The sequence below is a fragment of the Vibrio sp. Isolate23 genome (assembly GCF_022398095.1).
In the GTDB taxonomy this organism is placed as follows: domain Bacteria; phylum Pseudomonadota; class Gammaproteobacteria; order Enterobacterales; family Vibrionaceae; genus Vibrio; species Vibrio coralliilyticus_A.
This window is the reverse complement of sequence record NZ_JAKEUV010000003.1, coordinates 380,800-397,652: the sequence shown is the minus strand read 5'-3', so window position 1 is coordinate 397,652 and position 16,853 is coordinate 380,800. Positions and strand designations below refer to the sequence as shown.

Below are 16,853 nucleotides of genomic sequence, written 5' to 3'. Positions count from 1 at the left end.
GTTTGGGCCCAATACTGAAGTGAGAGAGTCCTATGAGTAATAAAGCCGGTTTAGTTAATAACCTACGTGACGGGCAGAAGTACATGGATACTTGGCCTATGCGTAAGGAACTCAATTTACTGTTTCCAGAACAGCGCATCATCAAAGCCACCAAGTTTGGGGTGAAAGTGATGCCCGCAATCGCAGCGATCAGTGTTCTCACTCAAATGGCCTTCAATAATTACTCGGCAATGCCACAGGCTGTCATCATGGCGTTGTTTGCTCTTAGTTTACCGGTTCAGGGGATGTGGTGGCTTGGTAGTCGTGCAAATACTCAGCTTCCTCCTGCGCTGGCAGGTTGGTATCGGGAAATTCATCAGAAGATAGTAGAGAGTGGTTTTGCGCTTGAACCAATGAAAAGCCGACCTCGTTATAAAGAACTCGCTCACATCTTAAATCGCGCCTTTCGACAGCTAGATAAAAATGCTTTGGAGCGTTGGTTCTAAATCAAAGCCGTACCACTACGTGAAAGTGATACACAGCCTAGCTAAATTTCTTATTTCAAACAAAAAAACGCTCACCGAGGTGAGCGTTTTTTTAGTTATTGCTATTCAATATTAGTTGAACATAGCGATAGCGTTAGCTGGTTCAACGTATTCTAGATCGAAGCTTTCTGCTACTTCTTTACACGTTACTTTACCGTGAATAACGTTTAGACCTTCTAGGAAGCCTTTGTCTTCAAGAAGTGCTTCACGGTAGCCTTTGTTCGCTAGCTTAACAATGTAAGGCAGAGTTGCGTTGTTTAGAGCGAAAGTTGAAGTACGAGCAACGGCACCTGGCATGTTCGCTACACAGTAGTGAACTACGTCATCAACAATGTAAGTCGGGTCTGCGTGTGTTGTCGCATGTGAAGTTTCGAAACAACCGCCTTGGTCGATTGCAACGTCAACAACTGCTGCGCCTGGCTTCATCTTAGCGATGTGCTCTTTAGTCACTAGTTTAGGAGCAGCAGCGCCTGGAATTAGAACTGCGCCGATGACTAGGTCTGCTTCTAGAACATGCTTCTCAATAGCATCTTCTGTAGAGTAAACCACTTTTGCGCGACCTTGGAACTCTTCGTCAAGACGACGTAGGGTGTCTACGTTGCGGTCTAAGATTGTTACGTCTGCACGCAGGCCAACAGCCATACGAGCGGCGTTAGCACCAACGACACCTCCACCTACAACCACTACTTTCGCTGGCTCAACACCTGGAACACCACCTAGAAGAAGGCCGCGTCCACCGTGAGATTTCTCTAAAGTTTGTGCGCCTGCTTGAATAGACATGCGACCTGCTACCTCAGACATTGGAGCAAGTAGTGGCAAGCGACCCATATTATCTGTTACAGTCTCATAGGCTATACAGACAGCTTTGCTCTTGATTAGCTCTTCAGTTTGTGGAAAATCTGGTGCTAGGTGCAAATAAGTAAATAATATTTGCCCTTCACGAAGCATAGCTCGCTCAACAGCTTGAGGTTCTTTAACCTTTACAATCATTTCTGCTTTCGCGAAAACGTCAGCAGCGGTAGGAAGAATGGATGCGCCTACAGCGATGTAATCATCGTCTGAAAAACCGATGCCAGAACCGGCTTTGGTTTCTACAAAAACTTGGTGACCTTGAGAGACTAGCTCGCGAACGCTCGCTGGGATCATACCAACACGGTACTCGTGGTTTTTGATTTCCTTAGGTACGCCAATAATCATCCTGAATCCTCATTTTATTTTGGTTGTATAAACTATATTAGTTGCATTAACTGCATGTAGGGTAATTCTGTCGAATTAACAACTAGTATAGTTGGGTTACAATAAAATTTGATACTGAATATTAAAAAGTTGTAGTATATTTTTTTGCAAGGAAGTAATAAGGTGGAATAAAAAATGGCAGACAACAATAAGAAGCCGTCTAAGGATCTAGACCGTATCGATCGCAACATTCTAAACGAACTGCAGAAAGACGGTCGTATTTCAAACGTTGAACTGTCTAAACGAGTTGGCCTTTCGCCAACGCCATGTTTAGAGCGTGTTCGTCGTCTGGAGCGTCAAGGGTACATTACGGGCTATACAGCTTTGTTAAACCCGCAGTTCCTTGATGCATCACTTTTGGTTTTCGTCGAAATCACACTAAACCGTGGTGCACCAGATGTGTTTGAACAATTTAATGCAGCGGTGCAGAAGCTCGACGATATTCAGGAGTGTCACCTTGTATCAGGTGACTTTGACTATCTGTTGAAAACGCGAGTGTCGGACATGAGTGCATATCGCAAGCTCCTTGGCGATACGCTTTTACGTCTTCCTGGTGTTAACGACACACGTACGTATGTTGTGATGGAAGAAGTGAAGCAGACAAACCAGTTAGTTATCAAAACGCGCTAATCTTTATTAGAGCAAATACCTTTCGATATTCTGACTTAAGGTAATTGGGTTTTAAGTCCCAATATGGTTAAATCGATAGTCCGAGTGGCATAGCTGCTCGGACTATTTTTTTCCTTACTGATTAGCCGGATGGATGTTACATCGTATGAACGTCTTGCTTGGAATCAGTATCACGCAGTTGATTAAGTTGGTTATGTTCAAAGAGAACAAAAATAAAGTTGAAACAATAATCAAAACTGGAGAAGAGCCTCAGTCCTCTCGTCTTGATGGGCCTCAACGCCTTAAAGAGTGCAGTCTTATTGTGATTGTACTGTCTTCTATATTATTGTCAGTCGCATTATTCACCTTCAACCCTGCTGATCCTTCTTGGTCGCAAACGGCTTGGGGAGGAGACATTAACAATGCAGGCGGTCTTGTCGGTGCATGGATTGCCGATACTCTGTTTTTCACGTTTGGCTCCCTTGCCTATCCCATCCCTGTGGTCATTACCGTTACAGCTTGGGTGATGCTCAGAAAGCGTGATGAAAATGAATCTATTGATTTGATGCTATGGGGCACACGTCTTCTAGGTTTAACGATACTTATCCTGACGAGCTGTGGTCTTGCAGATATTAACTTCGATGATATTTGGTATTTCTCGTCTGGCGGTGTTGTTGGTGATGTTTTAACTAGCCTTGCGCTGCCAACTCTCAATATTTTAGGTACAACACTAGTGTTCCTATTTTTATGGGGCGCTGGTTTTACTTTGTTAACTGGGATCTCTTGGCTCACTATTGTGGATCGAATTGGGGAAGTGGCAATCCAAGCGCTGACGAGTCTGGTTAATAGAGTTCGGGGTGAAAAGGAAGAAATTCTTGAGCCCCAGCTTGCGATGCCTCGAGAAGAAGCTCCTCAGGTTAATGATGCTGTAGAGCAAGAAGACGTCTTCTCCACAAGGGAACCTGATAAAGCACCACGTCGATTCAATATCCACATGCCTGAAGTTCATAAAGAATCAGTAGTCAATGTTCCTATTGCCGATAGCGCAGTGGTTGAACCTCAAGCCTCAGAGCAAATTACTGAGCCGGATCCTGAAGTTGCTCATCCAGAGCGAGCTGACTTTTATGATGAAGTGTCTCAAGAGGAACGTACTAAGCAATTGGGTTCGACAATCGAAGAGCTAGAGGCGGTTGCTCAAAGTGAGGATGACTTTGCCATTCAAGAGCAAGCCACTACCTCAGAAGCTACCCATGTCGTGGAAACTGAGGAAGTACCCGTTATGGCTGAAAAGCCAAAAACTGTTGATGGTTCCGTTAACGAGATGCCGTGGAATAGTGAAGAGGGTCATGAAGAGCATGAGATTGTTGAACCAGTTATTGATCCTACCGAGCTTGAGCGCATTTCAAGTCATGTTGAGCCCGGAAGCACCCAACAGGAACCAGTGATTTCGACATTTGATGTGGCAGATGATGAGGATAATGATACTTCGGATCCTGCATTAGCTGAAGAAGGCGAAGATGAAGATGTAGAGGCGTTCCAAAATATTGTCGCTGATGCTCAAGCGAAAGTCACCGCGCAGCAGAATCCATTCCTCGTCCAGAAAGAAGCGAACCTACCAAAACCGAAAGAACCAATGCCGACATTGGAATTGCTTTATCACCCAGAGAAGCGCGAAAACTTCATCGATCGCGAAGCATTGGAAGAAATTGCTCGCTTAGTTGAATCTAAGCTTGCTGATTATAAGATCAAAGCCGAAGTCGTTGATATTTTCCCTGGACCGGTGATTACTCGATTCGAGCTAGATTTAGCGCCAGGAGTGAAGGTGAGCCGTATTTCCGGCCTTTCGATGGACTTGGCTCGTTCATTGTCAGCGATGGCTGTCCGAGTAGTGGAAGTGATACCTGGTAAACCCTATGTCGGCCTTGAGTTACCGAATATGAGCCGTCAGACAGTCTATTTCTCAGATGTTGTTGGCAGTCAGCACTTTATTGAAGCTAAATCTCCGACAACCGTAGTACTAGGTCAGGATATTGCTGGCGAAGCAGTCGTTGCTGACTTGTCGAAGATGCCGCACGTTTTAGTCGCAGGTACTACGGGGTCAGGTAAATCGGTTGGTGTGAATGTCATGATTTTAAGTATGCTTTACAAAGCGACGCCTGAAGATGTTCGCTTTATCATGATTGATCCGAAAATGCTTGAGCTGTCGGTATACGAAGGTATTCCTCATTTACTTTCTGAAGTGGTGACGGATATGAAAGATGCATCGAACGCGCTGCGTTGGTGTGTCGGTGAAATGGAGCGTCGATACAAACTGATGTCCGCGTTGGGTGTTCGTAATATCAAAGGCTTTAATGACAAGCTTAAGATGGCAGCAGAAGCTGGGCACCCGATTCACGACCCACTGTGGCAACCGGGTGACAGTATGGATGAAACTCCGCCATTGCTGGAGAAATTGCCATACATAGTCGTCATTGTCGATGAGTTTGCTGATCTGATGATGGTGGTGGGTAAGAAAGTAGAGGAGCTGATTGCTCGACTTGCTCAAAAAGCACGAGCAGCAGGGATTCATTTGATACTGGCGACGCAACGACCTTCTGTCGATGTTATTACCGGTTTGATTAAAGCTAATATCCCAACTCGAGTGGCGTTTACGGTATCGACGAAAACCGACTCAAGAACCATTCTTGACCAAGGTGGCGCTGAATCACTATTAGGTATGGGTGACATGCTTTATCTACCTCCGGGTTCTAGTCATACGGTGCGTGTACACGGTGCGTTTGCATCGGATGATGACGTACATGCTGTGGTAAATAACTGGAAAGCGCGCGGCAAGCCAAACTATATTGATGAGATCACAAATGGTGATCAAGGGCCAGAGGCATTGTTACCGGGAGAAAAACCTGAAGGTGAGGAAGAAATGGATCCGTTGTTCGATCAAGTCGTAGAGCATGTCGTTCAGTCTCGTCGAGGGTCTGTATCAGGAGTTCAGCGACGATTTAAGATCGGTTACAACCGTGCTGCACGGATTGTTGAACAACTGGAAGCTCAAGGCATTGTGAGTGCGCCGGGGCACAATGGTAACAGAGAAGTGTTAGCTCCAGCACCTGGTCGTGAGATGAACTAATGCCATCTGAATAATGGATGACAAATCAAAATGAAAGGGTTGACCATATGGGCCAACCCTTTTTTAATTTCTAGCTTCTAGCTTCTAGCTTCTAGCTTCTAGCTTCTAGCTTCTAGCTTCTAGCTTCTAGCTTCTAGCTTCTAGCTTCTAGCTTCTAGCTTCTAGCTTCTAGCTTCTAGCTTCTAGCTTTTGCAAACTGCGCAATAACAATAACAGCCAGTGCCGCTAAATTTGCTGCAAAGATGACAACTAGCCATTGTGGCATGGATAGTGACAGGAATTGCCAAACGACTTTGCTACAGTCTCCAAAGGCTTCAAACATCCAAGGTGCCCATTGGTTAAGAGGTGCCCAATCTGGGAAAGTGACGAATAAATCGCAGGTGGCAAAGGGAGACGGATTGAACTGATAGTTAACGTGCTCTAATGCCAATATTAAACCTTTATAAGCGCTGGCACCCCATGCCGCTAAACCAAACCAACGTATCGCTGTATTGTTCGGAGCGGCTAAACCAATCAGAGCAGCTACACCAACGCCCAGCATGGCAACTCGCTCATAGATACACATCACACAAGGTGCGAGTAACATAACATGTTGAAAATATAAGGCAGCTGCTTCAAAGAAAACGACAAAAGCAAGTAATAGCAGCCAAGATAGGCGTATTTGGGAAAAATGCTTGATGTTAGAAAGAATGTTCACAGAGTGGTCCTGTTATAAAAAAAGCTCTGACTAATCAGAGCTTTTTATCTTGGAAAAGTTTCGACTTCAACTAAAAGTTTTGATTTTTAGTGATTAATGTCCACCGGATACTGCTTGGATAACTTCACCTGTATGCTGTGCAATCCAACCTGCGTCATAGAACCATGCCGTCATTGGCTCTACAAGATAGATGATACCGGCTAAACCGACCAATGCTAAAACGACGGTATAAGGCAGAGCCATGATCACCATTCGCCCGTACGACAAGCGAATTAGAGGTGCTAATGCTGATGTCAGTAGGAATAGGAAAGCAGCTTGTCCGTTTGGTGTTGCTACTGAAGGTAGGTTAGTGCCTGTGTTGATAGCGACTGCAAGTAAGTCGAATTGGTCACGACTGATGATACCTTCGACTAAAGCCGTTTTGACTTCATTGATGTATACCGTACCAACGAAAACATTATCAGACACCATAGACAGTAAACCATTAGCAATGTAGAACAAAGCTAGCTGAGCACCTTTATCTTCGACATGAAGAACCGTATCGATAACAGGCTTAAACAGTTCTTGGTCGATAATAACAGCAACAACAGAGAAGAAAACAGCCAGTAGTGCGGTAAATGGCAGGGCTTCTTCAAATGCCTTACCCAAAGAGTGCTCTTCAATCACGCCCGTGAATGCGGTTGCTAAGATAATCACTGAAAGACCAATCAAACCAACGGCGGCCAGGTGAAGTGCCAGACCTACAATCAACCAGACTGCGATCGCACCTTGGATCCATAGCTTGGCGACATCTTGCTTGGTACGTGTCTTACGCTCTGCATTATCGAAGTCAACCAGAATCTGACGAACATTATCAGGAAGTTGAGCTCCGTAACCACAAATTTTCAGTTTTTCGACAAGAACACAGGTGATGAGGCCACAAACAAAAACCGGAGCTGTCACTGGCAACATGCGGATAATGAATTCGCCAAACTGCCAACCTGCTTGATCGGCAATAATTAAGTTTTGTGGTTCACCCACCATGGTCATTACACCACCGAGTGCAGTACCGACACCTGCATGCATCAATAATGAGCGTAGAAATGCACGATAGTTTTCCAAGTCATCACGCGTGAGCTCTGAAAGATGATCGTCTTGAGTGTGGTCGTGTGAGGCGGTTGAGCCTTTTCCTGATGCAACTTTGTGATAAATAGCGTAGAAGCCCACTGCCACGCTGATAACAACTGCGATGACTGTCAGCGCATCTAAGAAGGCAGACAGGAAAGCCGCTGCGAAACAAAATGCTACTGAAAGTAGGCTCTTAGAGCGAATGCCGAGAAGAATTTTGGTAAAGATAAACAGCAAGAGCTGCTTCATGAAGTAGATGCCGGCAACCATGAAGACCAGCAGTAAAAGAACCTCAATATTGGCGACTAATTCGTGCTTTACTTGCTCGGGGCTAGTCATACCAATTGCTATCGCTTCAATAGCGAGAAGGCCACCAGGCTGTAGAGGATAGCATTTTAGGGCCATCGCAAGCGTAAAAATAAACTCTGCAACCAGTAGCCAACCAGCAACAAATGGGTCAACTAAGAAAAAGACAATGGGGTTGATAATGAGAAATGAAATGATGGCAACTTTATACCAATCTGGAGCTTTGCCTAAGAAGTTCTTAATGAAAGCATTCCCGAGTGACATCGGCATGATACTAATACTCTTAAATGTTGTAATGAATAGACACTGCGTGTGCTTGTATCTATATCTGCACAAAATTTGGCTTGAGCTACCGCAATTAAGTGAACATTTAGCGGACAAAACAAATGTTGAAACAGACCTGATTCAACAGTGACTTAGAAAAACAACATAGAGAAATATGTCATGTGGTCTTGCCAAGTCACTCCCTGAGAAAGACAAGCACTCCTTACTTCGGTCGCAACTGTACTCCTCAAGTTAATTTAGTCAATAATAATGTTTATCTTGATAAAATACTCAGTGGACTTTTGTTTAAAAACGCGATCCGAGTGGCGTTAAAGTGGGATGAGAGTTGTGAAAAAAAACAATTCATGGCAGCTCAGGGATGAAAAGGCTGAATAAGACAGATTATGTCATTATATTGAATGGAAATGGGCCAGTTACCTTGCAAATATAAAAAATTAGTTTTTGCATTAGAAGTCAATACCTATAAGGGCTAATAACTATTAACTTTTTATTAAATCTAAAATAAATCAGCTTTGACTCAAAGACATAATAACGCAATCTATCAGCTTAAATTAGAGCTTTAACTCCATTGTTGGTTTGGTGCATGTTTACTGTAGGTTTGTTTCCGATACGTGAGAACTAGTGGTATGATGAGTTCTATTCGACCCTATAAATAAAAATATTGGATAGTTAAGTTAATGGTCATTAAGGCAAAGAGCCCTGCAGGTTTTGCAGAAAAATACATCATTGAGAGTATTTGGAAAGGGCGCTTCCCTCCAGGCTCTATTCTTCCCGCTGAACGCGAGCTCTCTGAATTAATTGGGGTAACCAGAACGACACTGCGTGAAGTGCTTCAGCGCTTAGCTCGTGACGGTTGGTTAACCATTCAACATGGTAAACCGACTAAGGTGAACCAGTTTATGGAAACATCGGGGTTGCATATCCTCGATACTCTGATGACTCTTGATGCAGAGAACGCAACATCTATTGTTGAAGATTTGCTTGCGGCACGTACTAACATCAGCCCTATTTTTATGCGTTACGCGTTCAAAGCGAATAAAGAAAGTGCAGAGCGTACTATTAGCGGTGTCATTGAGTCTTGTGAAAGCTTGTTAGCTGCGGATTCTTGGGATACCTTTATGGCGTCTTCTCCGTACGCTGAAAAAATTCAGCAGCACATTAAAGATGATGGTGAGAAAGACGAAGCGAAGCGTCAGGCTACTTTGATCGCCAAGACCTTTAATTATTACGACTATATGTTGTTCCAGCGTTTGGCTTTTCACTCAGGTAACCAAATCTACGGTTTGATCTTTAATGGTCTTAAGAAGCTCTATGATCGCGTAGGGAGTTACTATTTCTCTAACCCAGAAGCGCGCAATTTGGCTCTACAGTTTTACCGCGACTTGCTAGAAGTTTGTGAGACAGGTAACCGAGACAAAATCATCGTGGTGGTTCGCCACTATGGTATGGAAAGTGCTCAGATTTGGAATGAGATGAAAACGTCTTTACCGACGAATTTCACTGAAGACGATTGCTAATCGTTTAGTCTAAATGAAGAAAACCCGCTATCATGGCGGGTTTTTGTATTCTTAGAGTTATGGTTGAACGCAACGTTAGCAGACATCACAGTCGTCGTAGCCACCGGCTTCTTTAAACCAGTTGGTAAGGTGTGTTTTGAGATCTTTGAGCTCATCAGGACCGATCAAAGCCAAGCCCAAATCTTCAGCCCGAGTGATATCGTTGTAGCGCAATGGTCGGAAGCTAACCAGCATAGCACGAGCCTGTAAACCGCCAAGCAAATCCCTTAGTGATTCCAGTTTGTACAAGGTGTCGTCACCATCGTCGCGCATTCCCTTCGTTTTACATTCAATGATATGAAGTTTGTTATTTGCTACAGAAGCCACGTCTAATTCATTGCGTACTTCGCGGTCTCCAAGTTGACGGTAGACTTGAACGTTGAGTGAGTGATCTTGAATGGTAGGCATGTCTTTTTGGATTTGACGTACAGTGCTATGAACCAGAGTTTCTAACCATTCACCGTTAGAAAAACGTCGAGCATCTTCATCTGCGAAGGTCAAGATCCCATTCTCATAAGTGGCGATTTCAGCTTCTACTAGGTCACTGAGCAGCATGTTAAGCTCACGATAGCTTTGCTGCTTTTCAGACAGCGCCACATCGAGTTTTTGCTCTTTACGGCAGGTTGTGGCGAGGTAGTTAAGTGTAGCTAAACCAGGCCCTAGTTCAAGAGCGTTACTGGCCCAGCGTTCACCGAGTTCATAGAGTTTCTGATCAAGCTGCGGAGGGAGTTGTTGCTGATTGAATTCGCCACGGGCACCAAATACAGTGAGATAGTCGTCAATAGTAATACGATCTTCTACCTGAGTGTCTTCCTTTCCATCAGGGTATAGCCAACAAAGGCGATCACTGTTTGGCTCGACGACAAAAATAGGCCAATGGAAAGTACGAAATACTTCGTATACCGAGAGTAGGCGGTGACGTAGGCCACAACTTGCATTAAGTTTGACATCCTCCCCACGCACACTCAGGTCATCGGCAAGTATGCCGACGGCACGCTTTATTCGCGATGTATTGGCCACATTTGGAATCTCAAAAAACTCTGATGTGATGTTTCTTTTGGCCAGAACACTATGTAGACGATGGTACATATCTTTCTGGCTTTTAACGCCTATAAAAACAATGTGATCACTGACGGTTCGGTTATCCAATAATGGTGTGACTAAACGAATTGGGTCCTGATCAATGATGCCAACATGAACTGCCATAAACCTTCCTCATGCTTGGCTTGCAAAAAATGTGAAGTGAGAAGTGGGCAAGCCTTAGTAACCATATAACGACAGCGCATATAAAAAACAAGGGCGATTAATAAAATTAACCGCCCGAGATGAATTATTTGCATTGTCTTTACAAAACTAGAGTTTAAAGCGGTGTACTAATTCACCTTGCTGGTTAGCTAGCTGGGTTAGGTCGGTGCTAGTTTGCGCAATTTTCGCCATCGCTTGATAACTAGAATCAGCAATTAGATTGATCTCATCAATGTTGCGAGCAATTTCTCCAGTTGTTTCGCTTTGCTCTGCCGCAGCCTGGGAGATATGGCCACTCATTTGGCTAATTTCTATGATCAGGGCTTGAATTTCTTCCATGGCACTATTGGCATTGGAAGCCTGAGCTACTGATTGATCCATATCCTCCATACAACTTTGAATGACCTTGTTGGCAGAGGTGGAGCTATTTTGTAGGTTGCTGATCATGTTTTCGATTTCTGATGTGGACTCCGTCGTACGTTGCGCTAGTACTCGAACTTCGTCCGCGACGACCGCAAAGCCACGACCTTGCTCACCAGCTCGCGCAGCTTCGATGGCTGCATTTAATGCCAGCAAATTGGTTTGCTCGGCGATATTGCGAATCACATCTAAAATTGAGCCTATCTGACTGCTCATCGATTGGAGATCTTTGACGGCATCAACGGATTGAGTTAAGCGTGTTTCAAGTTGGTTAATCGTTGTAATGTTGTCGTTCATTATCTGGCGACCAGATTCTGAAGCGGTTTCAACTTGCTCGACCATCTGTTGAGAGCTTTGCGCACTTTGAGCAACCTCTTGAACAGAGTGAGCCATCTCAGTCATTGCCGTTGCAACATTCGCAGTTTGCTCGCGCTGTTGACTAAGTTGCGATTGTGCCTGAGAGGAGGTTTCTTGGTTCACACTGGCAGTATTGGTTAGGTTGTCTGACGCACTGTTTAACTTTTGCAAAATATCGTGGAGGTTATCCGCCAGAGAATTGATGTGTCCACTGACTCGGCTAAATTCGTTGTTGTAGCGTATCTCTATTCGTTGAGTCATATCACCCTGTGTCAAACTCTCTAGAGTTGAGAGGATACGAGTCAGAGGTGACCGTACGCTATGGGCAATGTGATAGCCAATACCTATAGCAAGGGCTATGACGAAAGCACCCAGTGCGACAGAATTGATCACACCTTGATCATATACCTCACTGGCTTCTGCAAGAGAAGCGTGAAGGCTGTCCTGAGCTGCTTGACCAAAGGAAGTTAAGACTGCCATTGTATTATCGACTTCTAAGGTCAGGTTAGCAATGTTAGCGTAAAGGGCTGCTTTCGCTTGAAGGTAGGATGCATGCTGGTCGAGTACGCCGCCTTTTTTTCCGATATCAGTGGTGAACTGCTGAACAGACTCATCGAAAACTTGCTTGATCTCTGGCATCTGAGCGGTCAAACCGCGGTAGGCATAATTAAGGTGGGTGACCGCCTTTTTGTTTTTGGCTACGGCCTTGTTGACGAATTCTAGATCATTGCTTGCCAGAGCATCAGAAGTAATGACCTCAGCATCTTTTAGTTTGATAAAGTAACTTTTAGCCATCACTTTAACCGAAATACTACTTTGGTCATCGACATATTCTTTCATACCCACACTGAGCTCAGAATGTAGGCGTTGGAAGCGGCGAGATGATTTCTGTACTTCGGCTTGAGCAACAAACATGTCGCGATAGTTACTCATAGCGTCGTCGGCTTCGGTGAAGTATCGCTGCTCCATCTCTTTAAGCTGTTCGATACTGGTCAGTAGTTCGGTATTTCCATCACTCGCTTTGGCTAAATCCAGAAGCGCTTGACCATAGCGTTGTTTTGCTTGGTCAAATTGTCCGCGAATCTCCTCCATGCGACTTGAGCTCTGCGTTGTCAAAAAGTCCTTAAAAAGCTTGTCGGCAGAGAGTAGGTAAACGCTGGTCTGGTTAGATTGTGACACTAAAGGTAGAGCGGTGTTTGAAACACTGCCAAAGTTGGTGTGAATTTGTTGCATCCCTCGCATTGTCATAATAGTTGAAATAACAAACATTATGATGATCAATGCAAACCCAGCGTACATACGCTTGATCACTGAGCCTCTCATAGATCTCTCCCTAAAACTTACTTGTCTTAAAAAATTAACAAAAAGAGAGGTATTGTATTGAGGGTGAGACGCGCATTTTATGACGCATCATACAAATTTAGCCATCTACTACTATCAGTACGGTGTATATGTTAAGTGAACACTGTTTTTTATTGTGATCTGGACAAGCTTAGCGCATACTCCATGGAAACGATCAACGATAACAACGCTTAATGGAGTGCTTCATGGCTGAAGAAACCATTTTCAGTAAAATTATTCGCAAAGAAATCCCTGCCGACGTGGTTTACCAAGATGACCTCGTTACCGCATTTCGTGACATCAACCCTCGTGCGCCAAGTCACATTTTGATCATCCCTAATAAATTGATCCCAACAACGAATGATATTGAAGAGGCGGATGAAGCCGCGATGGGGCGCATGTTCACTGTCGCGCGTAAGCTTGCTAAAGAAGAGGGCATTGATGAGGACGGTTACCGTTTAATCGTGAACTGTAATTCTCATGGTGGGCAAGAGGTTTATCATATCCATATGCATTTGGTTGGTGGCCGTCCACTTGGGCCAATGTTAATGAGTTAAAGATATATTTCTTATAAGGATGGCGGCATTCATTCAAACTTTTTATTAATGCCGTTGTCCAATCGCGACGATGATGAAAATCTAATAACTAATTTCGGAGTACGAAGTGCGTAAACACATTCGACTCGCATTCGTGATATTCAGCTTTGCTGCGCTTTCTGCCTGTGCCAATTTTTCTGCTGGGAACTTATTTAGTCATTACAGCGCACAAAATGATGAGGTCTATCAGTCAGTCAAAGCAGGTCAATATCAAAAGGCTGAAGAAGCCTTACCTGAAAATGTTGCTGGCGATATTCTGGATAACTTTGAGAGAGGCAGAGTTTACTTGCTTAATCAGCAGTACGCTGACAGTAAGTCCGCATTTGAAGCGAGTGACCAAGCGGTTCGAGTTCAGCTGGATAAAGCAACAATATCTGTCACAGGGACGGCGACAAGTATTGGTGCTTTGGCTGTCAACGATAATCTGGACATATATACATCGGCTGATTACGAGCTGGGCTTTTTGCACCTTTATTTGGGCTTGAATTACCTCAAGAACAACAGCCTTGAAGGTGCGTTGATTGAAATGCGCCGTGCAAATCAGGTTCAGGAGCAAGCTCGTAAGGACAGAGAAAGAGAGCTAGAGTCTGCCCAGCAGGACCTACAGGCTCAGGGATTAACATCGAACCTTGGTAGTATTTTATCGAGCTACCCAGATGCGGGTGAAACCCTACAGGCGGTACAAAATGGCTATCTGTTGTATTTATCGGCTTTGCTTTATGAAGCGGATAACTCCTTAAACGATGCCTATGTGGATTATCGGCGTGCATTAGCCGTGATGCCAGATAATGCTGAGATCATTGATGGCGCTAAGCGAGTTGCAAAGCGACTAGGTATGAATGAAGACCTCGTTCAGCTAGAGAAGTATTACGGAGAGGCCCGTTACTTAAGTGACGACGAAGCAAGAGTTATCGTCTTAGAAGAGCAAGGTATCGTCGAGGCGATGCGTGGCTGGAAGCAGTCCTTACCTCTTTACGATGGTCGTGGCAATGGGGCGTTGTACTCTATCGCATTACCTTATTACCCTCAGCCAGTTAGTCAGTCGTTTACTCCAGTACAGCTCAATAATAATAAGCTGCGTAGTGACTTGCTGACAGACGTTAACTTGATGGCGCAGAGAGACTTGTCTGAGCGAATGCCAATGATCATTATCCGTCAGGCATTGCGGGTTTGGGCCAAGGATGAGCTGCGTAAGAGTGCAGCCCAAGATGATGAACTTGGTAATGCCTTGCTCAATATTTGGAATACATTGACAGAGCAACCGGATACACGCAGTTGGATTACGTTACCCGGAGAAATTCGTAGTAGCAGTGCAGTCGTGAAGCCAGGAAAACAGGTGATTCATGTTGCGGGTCAGGAGTACCAGTTTGATGTTGAAGCAGGTCGTACTGCTTTAGTTTGGGTTTCTCGTCAGGGAGGCAGTGCTACAATTTGGCATAAACAGTTAGGAAAAATTCGATGAAAAAATGGCTTATTGCAGTAATGGCTGCTTTGGTGATGGTTGGCTGTTCTAGTAACACAGCAGGGCTGCGGATTGATGGTCAGTCGCAAACCGTTTTATTTGGTGACAACGTCCTCGCAGGGCGTCTGCAAATCGAAGATATCTCAACAACGCAAGTTGATGGCCGTGCTCGGGGGATTGTCCGCTTAGCGAGTCAATACCAGGGTGATCAACATATTCAGTATCGCTTTTACTGGTATGACGATGAAGGTCTAGAAGTGAATAGCAAGTTAGGTCCTTGGCGTCAGGCTATCGTCCGTGGCATGGAAACCATTGCTATTTCTGAAGTTTCAGTGAATCCGAATGGTACTCAGTTCCGTGTTCAGATTCGCGAAAATGAACACTAAACCGAACTAAAGTTCATTAACTTTAGTCATACACTCATAACATAAGATTCTATAAAAGTTTGAGGAACCAAGAATGAAAAAAAGTGTTATTGCATTACTTGGCTTAGCTGTCATTTTAGGCGGCTGTTCTAATAAAGTGAGCTACGGTGATGCACAAGCGGTGGAAACCACGACAATCGATTTTGGCTCAACCGATTTGCAAAAGATTGCAGGTGAAATGGTCGATAGCATGATGATGTCTGGCTCTGTTTCTGCGATCACTCGTGATTCTCGTCCTATTGTTTTTGTCGAACGCATCAAGAATAAAACAAGTGAACACATTGATACTGAATCTATTACCGATACTATCAGTACTAAGTTGTTGAACTCAGGTAAATTCCGCTTTGTTGATATGGACCGAGTTGAGTCAGTTCGTGATCAGCTTAATTTCCAAAACAACGACGAATTAGTTAACCAGAGTACAGCTATCCAGTTTGGTAAGATGGTAGGGGCTCAATACATGCTATACGGCAACCTGTCGAGCATTGCTAAAGCAGGTGGCAGCGATAAAGATGTCTATTACAAAATGACCATGCGTCTAATGGATCTTGAAACAGGTCTTATTGAGTGGGCCGATGAGACTGAAATTCGTAAGCAAGAGTCTAAGAGCTTCTTAGGGCTTTAATTGATAGAGGAGTGATTTATGGCCAGGATGTCATGGCATGAAGCATGTCAGTTAGACGATTCATTAAAGTCATTGGATCACTTCTTTTCTGTTGCTCCGGATCATGCTCAAACGTTAACCGGAGGATTGACCAATCGCTGCTGGAAGGTAGTTACCCAAAGCAGCGATTGTTTTGTTTGGAGACCTAACACACCAATTACTAAAGCCTTTTCCATTTCCCGCTTTCAAGAATATCAACTTCTATCTGCTGTCGAAGAGTTTCAACTTGGGCCTAAAGCTATTCAGATTAATGAGCATGGGCTACTAGTCGAATGGATTGAGGGGGAGTCGTTGGCTGATGGCTTACCTTTTGATTCGTTACTCAAAACGATGATTAAGATCCACAGTTTGGACACCACAAGGATTCCGGTTGCTCCGTTTAATTTTACCGCTCGTGTTGACCATTACTGGATGCAACTACGAGAAGAGTTAAGATCTAACGACTATCTGGATATTTACCAGCAATGGCGCAGTTCACCAAGTCTGTCTGATGTTGGCTTAGCTCTTTGTCACTTAGATTTAGCGGGCTATAACATGGTTAAACACTCAGAGGGTATTATGGTGATTGATTGGGAATATGCAGCGATTGCAGATCCTCGCTTGGATTTGACTCTCAGTATTGGTGTGGTGGGGGAAAAGCCACTAGAGTCAGTATATCGGTATTGCCAGCTAAGAAACATTGATGGAGTCGATGATTGGGTCGAGGGTGTCCTTGCTTGGCAACCCAGAGCAACCATGATGGCAATGCTTTGGTATTTATTGGCCTATCAGCTTTGGGGGGATGAGCATTATTTAACCCAAGCCCAAGCTTTACTCGACACATTTTGTAGCTAAGATCACTGTTTGAACGTCTGACATACTTAATTGTTTACGCTGACTTTAAAACCTTTCTTTTCGTG

General features: G+C 44.3%; 14 protein-coding genes. 9 read left to right on the top strand and 5 right to left on the bottom strand.

Translation table 11 applies throughout. From position 1 onward, the window contains the following. Positions 1-32 precede the first annotated feature (32 nt). Positions 33-485 (top strand): terminus macrodomain insulation protein YfbV, encoded by a 453-nt coding sequence (gene yfbV / locus L1D31_RS11610; protein WP_239837284.1) that lies wholly within the window; start codon positions 33-35, stop codon positions 483-485. Between the two features lie 111 nt (positions 486-596). On the opposite strand, the gene ald is transcribed toward yfbV, so the two are convergent. After that, positions 597-1,721, bottom strand: a complete 1,125-nt coding sequence (ald, locus tag L1D31_RS11605; RefSeq protein WP_239837283.1) for an alanine dehydrogenase — start codon at positions 1,719-1,721, stop codon at positions 597-599. 174 nt (positions 1,722-1,895) lie between these two features. Between ald and lrp the strand changes: the two genes are divergently transcribed. Both lrp and L1D31_RS11595 read left to right on the top strand, forming a co-directional pair. Then, positions 1,896-2,390: a leucine-responsive transcriptional regulator Lrp gene (gene lrp, locus L1D31_RS11600; protein WP_006959094.1), complete on the top strand. Its 495-nt coding sequence runs from the start codon at positions 1,896-1,898 to the stop codon at positions 2,388-2,390. Positions 2,391-2,583: 193 nt separating this feature from the next. Beyond that, a complete protein-coding gene (locus L1D31_RS11595) occupies positions 2,584-5,493 on the top strand; it encodes a DNA translocase FtsK 4TM domain-containing protein (RefSeq protein WP_239837379.1) in 2,910 nt (969 codons plus the stop codon). Between the two features lie 175 nt (positions 5,494-5,668). Here the strand turns inward: L1D31_RS11595 and dsbB are convergent, their stop codons facing one another. Both dsbB and nhaB read right to left on the bottom strand, forming a co-directional pair. Beyond that, positions 5,669-6,190, bottom strand: a complete 522-nt coding sequence (dsbB, locus tag L1D31_RS11590) for a disulfide bond formation protein DsbB (protein WP_239837282.1) — start codon at positions 6,188-6,190, stop codon at positions 5,669-5,671. Between the two features lie 93 nt (positions 6,191-6,283). Continuing rightward, positions 6,284-7,873 carry a Na(+)/H(+) antiporter NhaB gene (gene nhaB / locus L1D31_RS11585; RefSeq protein ID WP_239837281.1) on the bottom strand — a complete coding sequence of 530 codons (1,590 nt, stop codon included), beginning with the start codon at positions 7,871-7,873 and terminating at the stop codon, positions 6,284-6,286. A gap of 692 nt (positions 7,874-8,565) precedes the next feature. On the opposite strand from nhaB, the gene fadR reads away from it, so the two are divergent. After that, on the top strand, positions 8,566-9,405 hold the full coding sequence (fadR, locus tag L1D31_RS11580) for a fatty acid metabolism transcriptional regulator FadR (RefSeq protein ID WP_239837280.1): 840 nt from the start codon (positions 8,566-8,568) through the stop codon (positions 9,403-9,405). Between the two features lie 75 nt (positions 9,406-9,480). Here fadR and L1D31_RS11575 read toward each other — a convergent pair whose 3' ends face one another. Beyond that, a complete protein-coding gene (locus L1D31_RS11575) occupies positions 9,481-10,650 on the bottom strand; it encodes a DUF1887 family protein (RefSeq protein WP_239837279.1) in 1,170 nt (389 codons plus the stop codon). A gap of 147 nt (positions 10,651-10,797) precedes the next feature. Then, positions 10,798-12,789, bottom strand: coding sequence for a methyl-accepting chemotaxis protein (locus tag L1D31_RS11570; protein WP_239837278.1), 1,992 nt, complete (start codon positions 12,787-12,789; stop codon positions 10,798-10,800). Between the two features lie 224 nt (positions 12,790-13,013). Between L1D31_RS11570 and hinT the strand changes: the two genes are divergently transcribed. The 5 genes from hinT to L1D31_RS11545 all read left to right on the top strand — a co-directional run bounded on the left by hinT (position 13,014) and on the right by L1D31_RS11545 (position 16,788). Further along, positions 13,014-13,364, top strand: a complete 351-nt coding sequence (gene hinT, locus L1D31_RS11565) for a purine nucleoside phosphoramidase (protein WP_239837277.1) — start codon at positions 13,014-13,016, stop codon at positions 13,362-13,364. A 106-nt stretch (positions 13,365-13,470) separates the two neighbouring features. Continuing rightward, positions 13,471-14,865, top strand: coding sequence for a hypothetical protein (locus L1D31_RS11560; RefSeq protein WP_239837276.1), 1,395 nt, complete (start codon positions 13,471-13,473; stop codon positions 14,863-14,865). Further along, a complete protein-coding gene (locus L1D31_RS11555) occupies positions 14,862-15,251 on the top strand; it encodes a YcfL family protein (RefSeq protein ID WP_239837275.1) in 390 nt (129 codons plus the stop codon). Before L1D31_RS11560 ends, L1D31_RS11555 begins: the two co-directional genes overlap by 4 nt. 73 nt (positions 15,252-15,324) lie before the next feature. After that, a complete protein-coding gene (gene lpoB / locus L1D31_RS11550; RefSeq protein WP_239837274.1) occupies positions 15,325-15,915 on the top strand; it encodes a penicillin-binding protein activator LpoB in 591 nt (196 codons plus the stop codon). A gap of 18 nt (positions 15,916-15,933) precedes the next feature. Next, complete coding sequence (locus L1D31_RS11545) at positions 15,934-16,788, top strand: phosphotransferase (protein WP_239837273.1); 855 nt, start codon at positions 15,934-15,936, stop codon at positions 16,786-16,788. Positions 16,789-16,853: the final 65 nt, after the last annotated feature.